The sequence below is a fragment of the Telluribacter sp. genome, from assembly GCF_035998675.1.
Taxonomy (GTDB): Bacteria; Bacteroidota; Bacteroidia; order Cytophagales; family Spirosomataceae; genus Telluribacter.
Map to the genome: position 1 here is coordinate 137,136 of NZ_DASYHI010000007.1, position 17,375 is coordinate 154,510.

General features: G+C 50.1%; 16 protein-coding genes. 10 read left to right on the forward strand and 6 right to left on the reverse strand.

Going from position 1 to position 17,375, the window contains the following annotated elements; all coding sequences use genetic code 11:
• Nucleotides 1–28 precede the first annotated feature (28 nt).
• Nucleotides 29–964, forward strand: a complete 936-nt coding sequence (gene hemF / locus VGN67_RS02560; RefSeq protein ID WP_327485198.1) for an oxygen-dependent coproporphyrinogen oxidase — start codon at nucleotides 29–31, stop codon at nucleotides 962–964.
• Nucleotide 965: 1 nt separating this feature from the next.
• Here the strand turns inward: hemF and VGN67_RS02565 are convergent, their stop codons facing one another.
• Nucleotides 966–2,069 (reverse strand): o-succinylbenzoate synthase, encoded by a 1,104-nt coding sequence (locus VGN67_RS02565; RefSeq protein WP_327485199.1) that lies wholly within the window; start codon nucleotides 2,067–2,069, stop codon nucleotides 966–968.
• 39 nt (nucleotides 2,070–2,108) lie between these two features.
• Here VGN67_RS02565 and lpxK point away from each other — a divergent pair, with 39 nt between their 5' ends.
• From lpxK to VGN67_RS02585, 4 genes are all read left to right on the forward strand, one after another.
• The gene (gene lpxK / locus VGN67_RS02570) at nucleotides 2,109–3,215 is read left to right on the forward strand and encodes a tetraacyldisaccharide 4'-kinase (RefSeq protein ID WP_327485200.1); all 1,107 of its coding nucleotides are present in this window, start codon (nucleotides 2,109–2,111) and stop codon (nucleotides 3,213–3,215) included.
• Nucleotides 3,212–5,164, forward strand: coding sequence for a putative porin (locus VGN67_RS02575; RefSeq protein ID WP_327485201.1), 1,953 nt, complete (start codon nucleotides 3,212–3,214; stop codon nucleotides 5,162–5,164). The genes lpxK and VGN67_RS02575 overlap by 4 nt, the downstream gene beginning before the upstream one ends.
• A 139-nt stretch (nucleotides 5,165–5,303) precedes the next feature.
• On the forward strand, nucleotides 5,304–5,897 hold the full coding sequence (locus tag VGN67_RS02580) for a tRNA-(ms[2]io[6]A)-hydroxylase (protein ID WP_327485202.1): 594 nt from the start codon (nucleotides 5,304–5,306) through the stop codon (nucleotides 5,895–5,897).
• Between the two features lie 168 nt (nucleotides 5,898–6,065).
• Nucleotides 6,066–8,975, forward strand: a complete 2,910-nt coding sequence (locus tag VGN67_RS02585; RefSeq protein ID WP_327485203.1) for a PD-(D/E)XK nuclease family protein — start codon at nucleotides 6,066–6,068, stop codon at nucleotides 8,973–8,975.
• Here the strand turns inward: VGN67_RS02585 and VGN67_RS02590 are convergent.
• From VGN67_RS02590 to VGN67_RS02600, 3 genes are all read right to left on the reverse strand, one after another.
• On the reverse strand, nucleotides 8,951–9,343 hold the full coding sequence (locus VGN67_RS02590) for a DUF1801 domain-containing protein (RefSeq protein ID WP_327485204.1): 393 nt from the start codon (nucleotides 9,341–9,343) through the stop codon (nucleotides 8,951–8,953). The two genes, VGN67_RS02585 and VGN67_RS02590, sit on opposite strands and share 25 nt — an antisense overlap.
• 304 nt (nucleotides 9,344–9,647) lie before the next feature.
• Nucleotides 9,648–9,836: a hypothetical protein gene (locus VGN67_RS02595; RefSeq protein WP_327485205.1), complete on the reverse strand. Its 189-nt coding sequence runs from the start codon at nucleotides 9,834–9,836 to the stop codon at nucleotides 9,648–9,650.
• A 13-nt stretch (nucleotides 9,837–9,849) separates the two neighbouring features.
• Entirely contained in the window at nucleotides 9,850–11,052 is a 1,203-nt protein-coding gene (locus VGN67_RS02600) for a class I SAM-dependent rRNA methyltransferase (protein ID WP_327485206.1), read from the reverse strand.
• A gap of 93 nt (nucleotides 11,053–11,145) precedes the next feature.
• Here VGN67_RS02600 and VGN67_RS02605 point away from each other — a divergent pair, with 93 nt between their 5' ends.
• Nucleotides 11,146–12,051: a TIM barrel protein gene (locus VGN67_RS02605; protein ID WP_327485207.1), complete on the forward strand. Its 906-nt coding sequence runs from the start codon at nucleotides 11,146–11,148 to the stop codon at nucleotides 12,049–12,051.
• Here VGN67_RS02605 and VGN67_RS02610 read toward each other — a convergent pair.
• Nucleotides 12,041–13,000, reverse strand: a complete 960-nt coding sequence (locus VGN67_RS02610; RefSeq protein ID WP_327485208.1) for a zinc dependent phospholipase C family protein — start codon at nucleotides 12,998–13,000, stop codon at nucleotides 12,041–12,043. The genes VGN67_RS02605 and VGN67_RS02610 overlap by 11 nt on opposite strands.
• Before the next feature lie 463 nt (nucleotides 13,001–13,463).
• Between VGN67_RS02610 and VGN67_RS02615 the strand changes: the two genes are divergently transcribed.
• Nucleotides 13,464–13,838: a Dabb family protein gene (locus VGN67_RS02615; RefSeq protein ID WP_327485209.1), complete on the forward strand. Its 375-nt coding sequence runs from the start codon at nucleotides 13,464–13,466 to the stop codon at nucleotides 13,836–13,838.
• Nucleotides 13,839–13,912: 74 nt separating this feature from the next.
• On the opposite strand, the gene ung is transcribed toward VGN67_RS02615, so the two are convergent.
• Entirely contained in the window at nucleotides 13,913–14,578 is a 666-nt protein-coding gene (gene ung, locus VGN67_RS02620; RefSeq protein WP_327485210.1) for a uracil-DNA glycosylase, read from the reverse strand.
• Nucleotides 14,579–14,685: 107 nt separating this feature from the next.
• Between ung and apaG the strand changes: the two genes are divergently transcribed.
• The 3 genes from apaG to VGN67_RS02635 all read left to right on the forward strand — a co-directional run bounded on the left by apaG (nucleotide 14,686) and on the right by VGN67_RS02635 (nucleotide 17,357).
• On the forward strand, nucleotides 14,686–15,072 hold the full coding sequence (gene apaG / locus VGN67_RS02625; RefSeq protein ID WP_327485211.1) for a Co2+/Mg2+ efflux protein ApaG: 387 nt from the start codon (nucleotides 14,686–14,688) through the stop codon (nucleotides 15,070–15,072).
• Nucleotides 15,073–15,144: 72 nt separating this feature from the next.
• Nucleotides 15,145–15,918 carry a class I SAM-dependent methyltransferase gene (locus VGN67_RS02630; RefSeq protein WP_327485212.1) on the forward strand — a complete coding sequence of 258 codons (774 nt, stop codon included), beginning with the start codon at nucleotides 15,145–15,147 and terminating at the stop codon, nucleotides 15,916–15,918.
• An 83-nt stretch (nucleotides 15,919–16,001) separates the two neighbouring features.
• The gene (locus VGN67_RS02635; protein WP_327485213.1) at nucleotides 16,002–17,357 is read left to right on the forward strand and encodes a hypothetical protein; all 1,356 of its coding nucleotides are present in this window, start codon (nucleotides 16,002–16,004) and stop codon (nucleotides 17,355–17,357) included.
• Nucleotides 17,358–17,375: the final 18 nt, after the last annotated feature.

A 17,375-nucleotide genomic window follows, 5' to 3' on the forward strand; every position in this document is an offset into this window, starting at 1 on the left:
AGGTAGGTTTTAGGCAATATCGCACTATATGGAGTCTTACCAAATAGAGGAATATTTTAAAGGATTACAGGATCAGATTTGCGCGGCCATCGCCGGAGAAGATGGGGGCGGTCAGTTTGAGGAAGACCTGTGGGAGCACCACTCGGGCGGCGGCGGCAGGTCCCGGCTCATTCAGAACGGTGCCGTTATCGAAAAAGGAGGAGTTAATTTTTCGGGCGTACGGGGGGAAGTACATCCGCGACTGCGCGCTCAGATGGAACTGCCCGAAGGCGAGGAAATCAATTTTTTTGCTACCGGTGTATCCATCGTTATGCATCCGCACAGCCCGCGGGTACCCATCATCCACATGAACGTGCGGTACTTTGAACTGAGCAACGGTACCAGCTGGTTCGGCGGGGGCATTGACCTTACGCCCCATTACGTAGTAGAGGAAGATGCCCACTGGTTTCATACCCAACTTAAGGCGGCCTGTGACCGGCACGACCCGGCTTTCTATCCCGAATACAAGCTGTGGGCGGATGACTACTTCTACATCAAACACCGCGAGGAAACCCGGGGCATTGGCGGTATTTTCTTTGATTACCTCAAACCCTGTGCGGCCGACGAAGAATCCATTGTTGGCAAACATTCCAGGGAGCAGCTTTTTAGTTTTGTTAAGGAAGTAGGGGAGAGCTTTGCGCCCATTTATACAACATTTATGCGCAACCATCGGGACGAACCCTACGGAGAGCGGGAAAAAGAATGGCAGTACCTTCGTCGGGGCCGATACGTGGAGTTCAACCTGGTGTGGGACCGTGGCACTAAATTTGGCTTGGAAACCGGCGGCCGCACCGAATCCATTCTGATGAGTATGCCCCCGCAGGCGCAGTGGGCCTACGACCAAAATGTAGAACCTGGTACCCCCGAAGCCCGCACGCTGGAATATTTGAAAAAAGGAATTGACTGGGTCAATTACGGGAAATGAATCAGGCGGTTATCCAGCCGGATTGAATTGGCGCGAGGTCCCAGTCGTTGGCTGAGGTGTAATAAAGGCAGCCGTTATGGACGGTAAGCGGGGAGGTGATGTTGTTTTGGTATAGATTTCCCGTACCTAAGCCTTGTGGTAGAGAATTGTCGTACTGAGCGGCGAACTGGGCAATGGCGTTAAGGCCTATGTTGGATTCTAAGGCCGACGTAATCCACCAGCCGATGGATAGGCGCTGGGCAATTTCAATCCACTCGCGGCAGTGTTGGAACCCACCGAGCAGGGTTGGCTTCAGGATGATGTAAGGTGGCTGAATTTTTTTGAGGAGGCTGAACTTCTCCATGTAGTCAAATTTGCCGATGAGCTCTTCGTCCAGCGCAATGTCAACCGGCGAACTGGCCGAGAGCTGGGTGAGCAGCTCGGGCTGTCCGGAGCGGATGGGTTGCTCAATGGAGTGCAACTGGTATTCAGCCAGTCGGTTGAGTTTTTCGTTTACCTCGTCGGAATCAAAGGCACCGTTGGCGTCAACCCGGAGGCTGATTTGGTCGGGCGAGAAACGGGAACGAATGGATTCAAGCAGGCGGCATTCCTGGTCGAAATTAAGCGCACCCACTTTCATTTTGAGGGTGGTAAAGCCGTCGGAGAGCTTATCTTCAATTTGCTCCGCCATGAATTCATCGGAGCCCATCCAGACCAGGCCGTTGATGGAAATACCCCGTTCACCCCGCAAAAAAGCATTTTGAAAAAAAGAACGGGTACCTCCGTTCATATAATCGACCAGGGCCGTTTCGATCCCAAACCGGACCGAAGGCAGGTGGTTAGGGATTACCTGTTCGAGTATAATAGGTAAATTGAACGGAAAAACCTCCAGGTCCAGACCATTGAATAGCTTACAAACCGCCGCCAGTTGTGTTTCAAAGTCAGGGATGTCGTCAATGCTTAGCCCTTTGAGTGGTCCGCATTCGCCGTAACCTTCCACACCGGGTTGCTCTTCATCGGTAATTTTTACCAGCCAGGTAGTTTTTTCGGTAAGTACCCCGCGGGAGGTACCTGCTTCAAATTTAAAATGCAGGGTATAGGGCTGGTAATCAATTTTCAGTGGCATGAAGAGTGAGAGTCTGAGTGGTAAACTAACCTCAATTATATGAAAAATAAACGGAACAATAGTACTTCGAAGTTTAAACTAAGTCGCGTCGTTACAATTTTGGATCCACTGGGCTGGCTTTATGGAAGTATTACTGCGCTGCGAAATAAACTATATGATAGAGGTACCTTTACTTCCTTTGAGCCCCCCCAGTTTACAGTATCGGTAGGTAACCTCACCGTGGGCGGTACCGGCAAAACCCCCCTGATTGAATATCTCATCTGTTTGCTTAAAAATGATGCCCCCCTGGCAACCCTCAGCCGGGGATACGGCCGGCGCAGCCGGGGTTTTCTGGTGGCGCAGCCAGGTACTTCGGCCCGCGACCTGGGAGATGAGCCCTTACAGTATTTTCAGAAATTCGGGGATCTGGTAACAGTAACTGTTTGTGAGGACCGCGCCGCAGGAAGCCGGCAGATTCAGGAATTGTATCCCGAGATTAGTTTGCTGCTTTTGGATGACGCTTACCAGCACCGGGGAATCCGGCCCCACGTCAACATCCTGCTTAATGATTATAACCGTCCTTTTTATGAGGACAACCCCTTTCCGGCGGGCTACCTGCGCGAAGGACGCGCCGGTGCCCGCCGGGCCGATGCCGTGGTGGTAAGTAAATGCCCGGTGGGTATTTCGGAGGAGGAAAAAGGGGTAATCCGGAGAAAAATAAGTACCTACACCCGCTCGGGCGTACCGGTATTTTTTGCCTCTGTGCGCTATGAGCAACCGGTAGGGTACCTCAGCCAAAGGGTAGCCCGGCCCGAAGCGGTGGTAGCTATGGCCGGTATTGCCCGTCCCGAACCCTTTCTAAACTACCTGAACAATAATTTTAAGGTACTTAAAGAAGTTATATACCCGGACCACCACGATTACCGGCAGACTGACCTGGAAACAGGGCTGAAATCTATAAAAAAAGGTACTTTTGTGATCACGACCGAAAAAGATATGGTCAAGCTGCGTCCTTTGGCCGAAGCGGCCGGTGTCGCCGGACATTTTCTTTATTTACCCATCGGCATGGACTTTGGTACCGACCGGGAGCCATTTGAAAGCTGGGTGAATGAAACGGTTCGGAAACCGCTGCTGAGGTCCTTCCAGGGCAATAAACGGGAAATATGAAACAAAGTAGTTACGCCATTCTTTTAGTTGGGTTTGGTCTTTTACTAAGTACACTATCTTACGGGCAGGGACTACCAGGCGGTATTCGAATGCCGTCAGGAATGCCTACTTCCGGTGGTATGGGGGGCGGGCAACGCGGCGGAGTACAGCTTGACGATAGTACAAAGACCATATATGGCCCTACTACCACGCTGCATTTTTACGAAGACGATATCCTCAATAACCGTGATTCCCTGCGTTACCGGGTAGATACCACCCTGGATAATTTCCACCGCTGGACCTGGTTGGACCGTTCGTGGGAGAGACTGGTGGACCTGGGCAACCTGGGCACTGCCACCCGCAATGTTTTTTTTCAACCCCGTACCGAGGTAGGGGCCGAACTGGGATTCCGGGCCTATGAACCCTACGCCGTTCAGGCCGACGAAGTCAAGTACTTCGACACCAAGTCTCCCTATACCGACATGACTTTTTTCTCGGGTGGGCGCGGCCGGAACATTCTTCGTTTTGGGATAAATCAGAATATTAATCCCCGGTTGAATGCCGGCTTTCGGTTGCAGCGTTTTACCTCCAACAAGCAGTACGGTGCTTTTAACAACTTGGGTGCCGAGGACAATCTTGCCCAGAACTGGACCTTTCTGGCCCATACCAACTACTACTCCAAGAATCGTAAATACGTCCTTTTGGGCCACTTTCGGCACCTCAACCACCAGGTAAAGGAACAGGGGGGACTGCAAACCGACAGCACCGGTACCATCACCGATATTTATGAGTACCAGGGGCCCGCGCGTTTGGGTGACAACACCCGCTCCTGGGAACGCCGCAACGTGTTTCATCTCTACCATCAGTACCGGCTGGCCAACGGATTTCAGCTGTTTCAGCAGGCCGAGTACCGGCGTATCATCAACCGCTACGACGATACGGACCCCCTCCGGGGTGCCACCAACGGGGTTTATCCCGCCCCGATTTATGATCAGGACACCACCCGGCAGGAAGTGGGCTTTAGAATCCTGGAAAACAAAATGGGGATAAAAGGCGCGTTTTCGGGCTTCAATTACCGGGCTTACCTCCGCCAGCGGATTTACAGCATGAAAGGTACCTACAACCTTTCGGACACTACCCTGGCTACTTACCGCTTAGGTCCCCGATTTGAAAATATTCTGGGCCTGTGGGTCAGCTACTACTTCAAAGACTCTACCCAGCACCTGACGGCCGAAGCGCAGCACCTGTTGGGCCGGGACTTCCTGATTAGGGGAGAATTATCAACCCGCTGGATTCGGGGCGGGTACCAGACGGCCTTCTGGACGCCCGACCTGCTCATGCAACGGTACATCAGCAATCACCTGCAGTGGCGAAATAACTTTAATCTTACCGGGGCCAATACCCTCTACGGTTCCATTCCGTTACGGACCCGACGGCTGGTGTTTGAACCCGAGGTACAGTACCATCTCCTTACTAACTACGTCTACTACGACACCACTGCCCGTCCCCGGCAACTGAACGGGTCGTTTAGTTTGTTGCGGCTGGGAACCAACCTGAGGTGGAACGTGAACCGCTGGAATGCCGCCGCTCTGGCCTATTATACCCTCAACTCCAACCCGGACGTACTGCGCATTCCCAGCTTATTTGCCAGTGCCCAGCTAACCTTTGATTTTGTGTACGCCAAGGTTTTATTTGTCCAATTAGGAGCCGCGGTTCATTATAAGTCATCGTACCTGGCCGATGCCTACATGCCCCTGACGCAGCAGTTTTACTTACAGAATAACTTTGTAGTGGATCGCTACGCCGTGGCCGACGTGTTCGCCAATCTGCGAATCCGGCGCGTCCGGTTGCTCCTGAAAATGTCCCATGTAAACGAGGGGCTAGGTACCCCCGGCTACTTTATTACTCCCGGCTACCTGGGGCTGCGGCGTACTTTTTCCTTTGGCCTCAACTGGCCGTTGTTTGATTAAGCTGTATGCATTAAGCAAATCGTATGGGCATACGACTTTGATTGAAAGGAGAATTGGAAGTCCGGTCTGACAAAATAATTAATCAAAAGAAAACATAATGCCTACAGCTTACAGCCAAAGGCATAAAGCGATTCAAAAAATGTCCCTCACCACCCTCGGACTTGAACTGCCCACCGATCCGCGTTGGGTGAATATTGCCGAAATGCAGATTGGCGAAATTCTGATTGACCACGCCTACTGTGAGCAGAAAGCGGCCTCTTCCTGTATTTCCCTAATTGTTTACTATCCCGAAAAAGTAAAGTTGGTGGAGGTACTTACCCCCATTGTCGCGGAAGAATGGGGGCACTTTCAGCGGGTACTGCGGGAGCTTAGCAAGCGAAATATACCACTGGGGCATCAGCGCAAAGATGAGTACGTAAAACGGCTGCGGGAAGTACTTTACACGAAAGGGGATAATAATCGCGCCTTCCTGGACAAGCTTTTGTTCTGTGCCCTCATTGAGGCCCGCAGTTGCGAACGCTTCAAGTTGTTGTCGCAGCAGTTAGCCGATGAGGGGCTGCGCAAATTTTACCACGAGTTAATGATTTCCGAAGCCGGACATTATCGTACCTTTATTGAACTGGCCGAAGAGTATATGCCCCACGAACAGGTTCGTACCCGCTGGAAGGAATTGTTAGCCGCCGAAGCCGGAATTCTAAGTACCCTGGGTGTTCGCGGAGACCGGATGCATTAAATTATAAAGTATTTTAAATTAAGTACTTACGCAAAATTACTTTGCATTAGAATTATTTACAATCCGTTATTATACAGCAACTTAGAGAACTAACCACTAAAAGCTAATTTCTAATAGCTACTTAGCCTTTGGGGCTGCCCTCACACCAAAACTCTATCTGAAACAGACATGACTCCCTTCCTTCAGCTCGTAGCCCGGCATATTCTGGAACGCCACGGTACTTCCCTGGAAAAAGTAGCTATTGTGGTACCTACCCGACGAGCGGCTTTTTTTGTAAAGCAGGAGCTGGCTAACGCCACCCAAACCCCGTTAATCAGTCCAATGGTAGAAGCCATTGATGATTTCGTGGAAGGAATATGTACCCTGGAGGTGGCTGATTCGGTCAGTCTGTTGTTTGAGTTGTACGAGACTTTCAAAGAAATTGACCCCCAGGTTCAGTTTGACCGTTTTATGGGTTGGGCCTCGGTACTGCTGAGTGACCTGGACCGCGTAGACCAGTACCTGGTCGATACCGATTACCTGTTTGATTACCTGTCGGAGGCGAAAGCCGTGGAACGCTGGCAAAAGGAACTCCCGGGCGGACGTACCCTGCAGCAGGTGGGAGGAGCGCAACAGTACTTTTCTCTTTTTGAGAATATCCGGAAAGTTTACGTGGCTTTTCGGGAAAGGTTGTTGCAGAAAGGGCAGGCTTACCGGGGTATGGCCTACCGGCAACTGGCCGAGAAAGTGGACGAATTGCTCCTGAGCCGGACCGACTATGAACTTGTTTATTTCGCCGGCTTCAACGCTTTTACGGAATCAGAGAAGAAAATTATCCAGAAACTGGTAACCGCCAAACGCGCCGAAGTACTCTGGGATTCGGATGAGTACTATATGGTGGAGAATACCGGGGTGGAAGCGGGTAGCAGCCTGCGGGAGTACCGCGATAACGCCACCTTTGGCGGCTGGAACTGGATGAGCAACGGCCTGTTGAAAGGCCCCAAGACCATCACGACCTACGCCGTACCCAACGCAACTCTTCAGACCAAAGTAGCCGGGCAGCTTTACGCTGACATGAAGGTACTTGATGACCCCGAAAGCCCCGTACCCACGGCCATTGTACTGGCCGACGAGAACCTGCTGTTGCCCATGCTGTACTCCCTGGACGAAGGTGTCACCGACCTGAACGTAACCATGGGTCTTTCGTTGCGCAACTCCATGCTGTACACCCTGATTGATTCGGTTTTTGAGCTGCAGCAGAATGTAGCCGAATTCCGGATTAAGGATGGACGAACCCTGCGGATACCCAAATTTAACCACAAGTCTATCACCAAGGTACTTAATCACCCGTTCGTCCGGCACTACGAGCAAATCGCAATGAAACCCGGTGCCGACAGACTTACACCCATTCAAAGGACCCTACGGGAAATTAATGACAACAACCGGGTGTTCCTGAGTGGTGACGATCTGCTGACCATTGCCGGGGGGCATCCGCTTTTTGGGGTACTTTTTACCCGATGGGCCAAGGACAATCCGCGCCAGGTACTTAAGACCTTTTATGATCTGATTGATTTATTGCGGGAAGTTTACCGTGACTATAAAAACGCGCTCGAAACGGAGTACCTGTACCTGTTTTATACCCTGCTCAAGCAGTTTGAACAAACGCTGGAAAAACGCTCGGAACCACTCACACTCCGTACCCTTCGTTCGTTCCTGTACGAGCTCATCCGGCAAACCCGCATCCCGTTCAGTGGGGAGCCAATCAGTCCCCTGCAGATTCTGGGAATGCTGGAAACCCGGGCGCTTGATTTTAAACGTATTATTATTATTTCACTAAACGAAGGGGTACTTCCCCAGGCCAAAAAACAGAATTCCCTTATTCCTTTTGATATAGCTCAGGAGGTGGGGCTGCCTACGCACCAGCATCAGGAGGCGGTTATGTCATACCACTTTTACCGCTTGTTGCAACGGGCCAAGGAGGTACACATGCTGTACGTTAGTACCAATGACTCGCCGGGGGGAGGCGAAAAAAGTCGGTTTATGCAGCAGGTAGAATTTGAGCTGACCCAGTACAACGAAGAAATATCTATTATCAATAAGGTGGTCGAGTTTGAGGAGAAGCTGGTAGAAAAATTCAGTGAGGATGTACCCAAGGACGAGCCCATGCTGGCTTCTATTCGTACCCACCTTAGTACCAGGGGCCTTTACCCCACCCACCTCAACCAGCTTATCCGCTGTTCTATGCAGTACTATCTGAAGCATATAGTTGGGGTAGAAGATAAGGAAGAGATTGAGGAAGACCTGGGAATGGATAAAATAGGTACCTGGCTGCACGCCAGCCTGGAGCGCCTCGATCAGACCTACTTTCTTTCGGGGGTGGACCCTACCGAGGAGCAGGCCAAAGAAATACTGAAAAATGAATTTGAACAACTATTTCGGGGGTATATTACCGACGAAGGCCTCAACCGGATTTATTACCAGGTAGGCGAACAGCAGATTCTAAATTTCCTGCGCCACCAAATGACGACTCAGCCCCGTCGTCGGGTAGTGGCGGCTGAACAACCTCTACGGGCCGAAGTAAACCTGGAAATTGGAGGTATTCAATTTACTATGCAGGTGGGAGGTAAAATTGACCGCGTAGAGCTGGACCACGAGGGGACACTTTTTGTGATGGATTATAAAACGGGTAGTGTTGAATTAAGCTCCCGCAGGAAACTGGAAGACCCCGCCACAAAAAAGGCTATTCTGCTGGCTGATCCGGATAAAAAGGCAGGTTACGTCCGTCAGCTCTGGCTGTACAAGTACCTGATGTACAAAAAAATGCTGGAAGGCAAGGGGCTGGAAATTGGCGAGAACCTGTTCCCGCCGGACCAATTCCGGATTCAATCCGGGTTTTACTCCTTCCGGAATCCGGAGCAGCTCTTTGCCAGTCCGCTGGAACTGGTGGAGGACGGCGGCCCCGAACATTTTGTAGCCGAGTCGGAGCGGTTGCTGAAAGAAATAATTGGGGAATTGCTAAACCCGGAGGTGCCCTTCCGCCAGACCCAGGATCTCAATGTATGCTTGTACTGTGATTACCGGGGTATTTGTGGCCGGTAATTGGTATCAGAAATATCCAGCAATAGGGCTTCCTGAATTACCTCCCGGACGGCCTCTTCGCGGGAGTAAAAGTCCTGGAGGCTACTGAAAGCTATGGAGCGTACCGTGTTCCGGCCCCGATCCAGCAGAATACCGCTATTGTTAGGTAGTAGATGACCTCTGGTAAAGCCTATTTCCACGCAATTCCATTTTTTTACAAAGGCCAGGTAACACCAGGAAGAGCCCCGGAAGTAGAAAAAGGGAATACCCCAATTCATCCGACAGCTGATTCCCTCATCAGCCGTTTGGATCACCCCAAGCATAGTGAACAATATTCCTCGGACATGAGGATTTTGTTTCTCAATGTACTCATAAGGAGTGGTTTCCATAATAAATTATTGTTTTATCCTTGACTTTTCAGGAATTACAAATTTTTTTTTATTCGGAATTGACTCGGCCCAGACTACTTTTTCCTTCTCCGGCTTTCCTAAACTGCTGCTGGTCAGCGCTAACGGCATACTTTTTTCCGTATGTGTCAGGAAACGGAAACGAACAGAGGTACAGGGGTATGGCAGCATTTGTAATAAGAATAATAATGGGAATTATCTGGCTTATAGCCTTATTATTTACCTGTTTGATTATGGCAGTGCTAATGCCTTTTATTCTACTGTTTTCAAATGGTAAAGAGATCTCCTACTTTTCTTCGATGGCCAAAAGGTAACGCCGACGAACTTCATTGATCAGAAACTTCTTTTGGGAGGTAAAACTCTCCGCGTGTATTTTTGAAAATAGCGCCTCCCATTCCCGGTAGCGTTCCGGTTCAGCCGCTTCAAACGCCAATGGGTTTATTTTCTTTTGCTTCAGATATTCCAGAAAATCCATAGTTGTTGTTTTATTAGTCCACCCGTACCACTAAACCTTTCAGGTAACTGCCTTCCGGATGAAAAATGTTGACCGGGTGGTCGGGACCCTGCGTTAGCTGGTGAAGTACCCGCACGGGGCGTCCCACTTCCATGGAGGCGGCTACAATGGTATTATAAAACAGCTCCCGATCTACTACCTGAGAGCACGAAAACGTGAACAGCAGTCCACCAGGTTTTACCCGCTTCAGGCCTTCGGCATTCAGCCGCTTGTAACCTTGTACCGCCCGGTGCCGCGCCGACATACTTTTGGCAAAGGCAGGTGGGTCCAGTACTACTATATCATACTGTTCTTCCTCGGTTTTGAGCCACTTCATTACATCTTCAGTAATGGGCTGGTGCCGATCCTCTCCTTCATTAAGGGCAACATTCTGTTCGCAAAGCGCCATGGCCTTTCCCGAAATATCCACCGAATGTACCTCAGCGGCCTTGGCCGTGAGGCCGTACACCGAAAAACCTCCCGAGTAGCAAAATGCGTTTAGTACTTTTTTGCCGGCAGCATAGTGAGCCAGCAGGTTCCGGTTTTCGCGCTGGTCCAGAAAGAAGCCCGTTTTCTGGCCTTTTTCCCAATCTATATCAAACGCCCGTCCGTATTCCTCTACGCGGTGGGGAAGCGTAACTTCTCCAGACAGGTACTCATTCTGAACGCCAGAGGCGTAAGAACCGGGAAGCGTTTCTTTGCTTTTATCGTAAACAGCCTTCAGCTCAGGCCCCAGTACTTTTTTAAGGGCCTCAGTCAACTCAAACCGGCTGCGGTGCATGCCTATGGTATGGGCCTGTAGTACAGCTACTCCATTGTAAAAATCAACCACCAGGCCGGGCAGTCCGTCGCCTTCCCCGTGTACCAGCCGGTAACAGTTGGTAGCGGGTAGTTCGAGCTGTTGGCGGGCCTGGTAGGCGTTCCTTAACTTACTTTCCCAAAACTCCGGTCCGATATCGGTGGGGTGGTGGGTCAGTATCCGGACCTTGATGCTCCCATCGTGAAAGTGCCCGATGGCCAGGATTTGTCCCGAGGCACTCACTACCTGAACCAGGTCCCCGTCCTGAACTTCGCCTTCATTGCGGGCTATTGCCCCCGAAAAAACCCAGGGATGTAGTCTTTTCAGGGCTTCTTCTTTTCCTCTGTTCAAAACTACGCGGGGAAGGTCAGTATAGGCAATGGTGCGGTTAGCAGTCATTTTTGGTTAATCAGTTAGAATGGGGCAGTGGCTGCCTTATGGTACTTGTACGTTCACAAAATTAGTTAAATTTAACCCCAACCCCTCGTTTCCATGATGTACAATCGCCGTTTCTTTTTGAAAGCCGCCGGTGTAGCCGCCGCCGGATCCCTAACCTGGCCCCTGGCCTCCTGCTCCCAGGTGAATGAAAAAACCGGAGAGGATGATACCAGTACTTCCGATTCCCCAACGCTCTCGGGGGCTTCGGACTTTGGTATTCAATTGTACAGTGTGCGGGATATTATTGGTAAAGATCCCAAAGGCGTTATAAAGCAGTTAGCGGAGCTGGGTTACAAGAAAGTAGAAAGTTATCAGGGCGATCAGGGAGTTTTCTGGGGTTTGAGTCCCAAGGAGTTTAAAGCCTATATGGACGAAGTAAGTATGACCGCAGTAAGTACCCACGCCGATACTACTAAAAACCTTGAGCAACTGGCCGGTCAGGCCGCGGAGGCGGGTCTGAGCTACGTTTTGCAGCCTTACATTGGCCCACAGGCTTCCCTGGATGAGTGGAAGAAAAGGGCCGAGGAGTTTAATAAAAGGGGTGAAATCTGCAATAAAGCGGGCGTACGGTTCGGCTACCACAACCACGATTATTCGTTTAAAATGCAGGACGGACAAATGCCCCAGCAAATCCTGCTCGACAACACCGACCCTTCCCTGGTGATGTACGAACTGGATCTGATGTGGATTGTTGCGGCGGGGGTGGATCCTACTGAGCATTTCAGGAATTATTCGGGTCGCTACGAACTGTGTCACATCAAAGATCTTAAGCGCGAGCCCAAGCCCCATTCCACTGATTTGGGCAAGGGTGATATTGATTTTGCCCGAATACTGCAGGTAGCGTCTGATAACGGCATGAAACACTACATTGTGGAGCAGGAAGAGTACCCCGAGTCGGTCATGGCCAGCATGGCCTATGACGCGCAGTACATGAAAGAACTGACCGGTACTAAGGCATAATATCGTCGGCCTCGGGCCGGACCCGCAGAAGCCGCCGCAGCCAGTTTTGGCGTTCGGCGGCTTCCTGTTTTTTATCTTCTTCCGTGAGCGGTATGGCAGCAACCGGCGCCAGATCGGGCTGACCGGCGTTGACCCAGCAGGTGTACCACAGGTCAGCCACCATCCGGACCGAAGCCTTCATTTGTCGCTCTACCTGCCCCCTTAATAGCTGATGGTACTTCGCCGAAAACTCCTGGGAGTAGGTCCGGACCAGAACTCCGTTTCGGGTTTCGTAGCTGTATTTCCGGTCATCGCTAAACTCCTGGCTAAGTTGCTTCTCCAAAAGAAAAACGGTATCACTGGCCGTGTGGGCCTGCGCTATGGTCTCCCAAATGGCCCGGGCGGGGTTGTCAAGGTAGGTAGCGCCACCTTCCCACATATCGTAATCACGGGCAAAAAGCTCCGGTAACCTTGATTCCCAAAAAGCGTGGATACCTTCCTGCCCCGTCAGCTGTCCGTTATAGTTGCGGGTGGTGTGCAGCGGTACGTGGGCATCAGCTACGTAGTGACCCAGGTCAGCCGAAAAACGCAGGATACGGGGGACATCTTTGGTACGCAGGGCCTCGGTCAGCTGGTAGGTAGCCGTTTGAATGTACCAGGGTACTATGCCGTGCTTACGGAGGCTGTCTTCTCCCAATTTTTCCTTTGCCGCTGACCAGTACATGGGTAATAGCTGCAGAGCACTATCGCCGTACATATCCAGGTCAATAAAATGCCGTTCGGCCTCACCTACTACGGCGTACCGGCGCTGGTCCGGATTAACGGCATTGGTCGTTATATAATCAATGTGTTTTTTGTAAAAAACCAGCATTTCAGGAGGAAGCCGGTACACGGCCAGCCGGTTAATATGCCGATGCGCCCAAAATCCCCAGGAGGGACGAAAGCTGGTGAAGGACCAGAAAAATACCACGGCAAGTACTAAACCCCCGGATTTCAGACAAAAAAGACGAAAATTTTTTTTGCCGACCCGCTTTTTTGAAAGAGGCTCCTCCAAATAAAATTCTGAAACCGGGAAATTGCTCTTACAATGCATTTTAGGCTGATTCTTAATTTTTTCGGGGCAGAAGTACCAGTGGGAAAAACCTGTTTTTCAGGTTTTTGTCATTTTTTATTCCCATTACCCAAATTGCAGCAGTCAGGTAGTAGTAGTAACCAAATAACTGAAACCTGACCTGCCGAATATTATTGCTTAAAAATAGAAAAAAGGTAGTCAAAATTTTATGAATAAGCTAAAATACAAAATTAGTAACATTTATTGTTGAAATAGTGCAATTAATAAAAATAGTATTACATTTGTACAGTCATGAAATATACTCATCCAGATTACACAAGAAAGATTACTAATGAGACCTAAGAATAAGTTTTTCGGATATATGCTTCCCGTTTTTGTAATGGGATTATTTATGCTGATTATTTACGGTGCCTATACGCCGCACCAAAAAGCGGAAATGCAGCGTATTGTTTGTGTAAAGTTTAAAGCGGGCACCAGCCAGGCCGATGTTGACAAGCATTTGCGGGAGTTCGCCAGCCTCCGTCGCGACATCCCGGATATAGTCGGTTATTCGGCCGGCCGGGTACTTACCAACACCGACTCCAACGGCGAGTTTGACGTGGTACACTACCTGACATTTCGCAACGGAGACGGCATCGAAGCCTACAACCGGCACCCCAAGCGGGCCGCTTTTGTGGATTCCAATAAAGCTCTGTGGGAAAACATTCTGGAAGTTAATTCTGAAATTCAGAAATAAAGAGGTACTTCCCATATACAAAAAAGAGCCGCCCCTTAAAGCGGCTCTTTTTTATTGAATACCCTTTCCGGCGGCTACCATTCTATCTCGGGTAGTCCCCGGCTCTGGAGGTACTTATTGGTCTGGCTGAAGTGTTTGGTCCCAAACCAGCCCCCCCATTTGGCCGCCATGGGGGAGGGGTGTTTGGCCTTAAGTACCAGGTGTTTTGACTCTTCAATAATTTTTCCTTTATCCTGCGCATACTTCCCCCACAGCAGAAAAACCAGCCCTTCTTTTTCTTCCGATAGTTGCCGGATGGCAGCATCCGTAAATTGTTCCCAGCCCTTGCCCTGGTGTGACCCCGCTGCGCCCTGCCGTACGGTAAGGGTAGCGTTGAGGAGAAGTACTCCCTGCACAGCCCATCGTTCCAGGTTACCCGACTTGGGGATAGGTTTTCCCAAATCGTCCTGAATTTCCTTGAAAATATTCAACAGCGAGGGCGGCTTAGGTACCCCGTCGTTTACTGAAAAACAAAGACCGTTGGCCTGACCGGGGCCGTGGTAGGGGTCTTGCCCCAGTATGACAACCTTACATGCGTCGAAGGGGCACTTATCAAAAGCGTTGAAGATCAGCCTGCCGGGGGGGTATACGGTATTTGTTTCGTATTCTTTCCGGACAAACTGGATTAAATCAGCGAAATAAGGTTTTTCAAACTCGGGCTGAAGATGTGCTTTCCAGGATTCTTCGATTTGGACAGTCATAGGCTGGAATAATAATTGAAATGTTAAAAATAATAGGAATAGAACCGTGTTTTTATAAACTTAGCAGTGCTATTTTCGTTTTACCAAAAAATCTCTTCCTACACTGTATGGTATCTGAAGTGACAGAGGGTGTAAAAGTAACCGTACTGACGGAATATCAGCCGGACTACTCCAGTCCGCGACAGGCACATTTTGTGTTTACCTACAAGGTAGTTATTGAAAATCACAGCGAAAATACCATTAAACTACTTCGTCGTCACTGGCTGATTTATGATTCCAATAATACGGTTAGGGAGGTAGAAGGAGAAGGGGTAGTGGGACAGCAGCCGGTCCTTGAGCCCGGCGAAGTACACGAATACGTATCGGGTTGTAATCTGCGTACCAACCTGGGAAAAATGGCAGGCACCTACCTGATGGAGCGCGTGCTGGATGGTCGGCAGTTTCGGGTCATTATTCCCGAATTTACCCTGATAGTACCCTACCGTCTCAATTAAGCCCCACATTTGGTATTCCTGCCATTCGGCCTTTTCTTTGCTGTACGTTACACCTAAACGTCCGTTGTTTCCTTGGTTATTCCTTACATTAAGTACCTGCTTCGCTCCGGTAATGAGCATTCCATTCATTCTCCCTTTGTATTTGACCTCTATACCAAACTTATCCGGCGGCCGGACGACCACGCCGACTATCCGCAGCTGCAAAGTCTCCGAAGGCACCTGCTCCACTCAACCGAAGAAATAGACGTACTTGACCTGGGGGCTGGCTCGCGGGTGAACGGCTCCAATAGGCGTAAAGTACGTCAGATTGCGAAAAATGCGGAAAAGCCCGAACGTTTTGGACGACTTTTTCACCGCCTGGTACGGCACTTTCGGCCGGCTACAATTCTGGAACTGGGTACTTCCCTGGGTCTAACTACCCTTTATTTTGCCAGGGCCAATCCCGGAAGCCGGGTTATCTCGCTGGAAGGTTGTCCCGAAACGGTACGGCTGGCGCGGGAGAATTTTAAAAAAGCGGGGGAGTCCGACATCGAGGTAGTGACGGGGAATATTGATGAAACCCTGGGCCGGACGGTGCAAAACTTAAACCAGCCGCTGGACATGGTGTATTTTGATGCGAACCATCGATACGAGCCTACCGTCAGGTACTTTGAATTGTGCCTGCCCCATGCGAACAATGACAGCCTTTTTATTTTTGATGATATTTACTGGTCCAAAGAAATGACCCGGGCCTGGGAGTACATTAAGGCCCACCCTGAGGTAACGGTCACCATCGATTTATTCTGGATTGGACTGGTCTTTTTCAGGAAGGGGCAGGTAAAGGAGGATTTTGTTTTACGCTTCTGATCAATTTCCTCCCGATAGTTTCGTTAATTTAAAGGAAAATCAACCTTTGTGGTCGATTCACTCTTGCTATTTCCTGCCTGACTATGAATACGAAGCATTACTTCTACGCCCTTATCGGACTAACCACCGCCTCCCTGGTAATTGGTTGTAAACAAACTCCTGAACTTACTGAACCAACCGAACTGGCGTCCTTTGACCTGATTCAGGATCGGATTTTTACCCCGACCTGCGCCACGGGGGGGTGCCACGCTTCCGAAAGTGATAATACGTTCCGTCAGCACGGTCTGGTATTGACCAAGGGAAAATCGTATGAGAACCTGATTAATAAACTTTCGTTTCAGCCGGATGCGAAAAGTGAGGGGATGCAACGGGTTAAGCCTTTTAATGCTTTAGAAAGCCTGTTGTACCATAAACTCAATTGGAATGCCTCCCACCACGGAGGAAAACAATACGGCCTGCCTATGCCGTTGGGTGGGCTGGAACCCGGAGCGGGACAAGTTGAATTTGTCCGGCGGTGGATTGAAGCGGGTGCTCCCCGAACCGGAAATGTAGTAGATACCACCCTGATTAATGATAAAACGCCCGTTGCTTCTGCGCCCTTTGAAGGCTTAACACCCCCTGCAGCCGGACAAGGCGTACAAATGCGACTGGGGCCTTTTGACGTAGCACCCCGTTTCGAGCGGGAGCTTTTTAGCCGGAGGCTGGTGGGGAATACCCAGGACCTTTACGTGCAAAAAGTAGAAATAAAAATGCGGCCGGGTAGTCATCATTTTATCCTGTATGATTTTCAGGATAAGTCCAAGCTTCCGGCGCTCAATGATATACGTGACATCCGCAATGCCAACGGCAGCCTTAATTTTGCCACCTTTGCCTCCATGCAAAACCACGTTTTCTGGACCGGTACCCAAACACCCGACCATAGGTACGAACTACCCGAAGGAGCGGCTTTGCTGGTACCGGCGGGGGCTTCATTTGACATGAACTCGCACTATGTAAACAAAACGGACCAGGTTGGCCGGGGCGAAGTACACGTTAACCTGCATACCATTCCCAAAGAAAAAGTAAGGCATCTGGTAAAGTCACTGGACCTGGCCAACGAAAGCTTCAGCCTGGCACCAGGGCAACGCACGACCGTTTCTAAATCGTTTACCTTTAATAAGCCCATAAAAGTCCTGATGCTGACTTCCCACACCCACAGCCGGGGGGAGAAGTTTGTAATAAAAATAAAAGGGGGAGCGAGGGATGGAGAAATAGTCTACGAAAGTACCGATTGGGAACACCCGCTGATAAAAAATCTGCCCGCGCCCCTAGAGCTAAAATCAGGAGAAGGACTTACTTCCGAAATTACGTATAATAATACTACTTCGAGGACGATCCGGTTTGGACTTAGCAGTGAGGATGAAATGGGAATCATCTTTGGGTATTACTATGAAGATTAATACCCAAAGATGATCTGG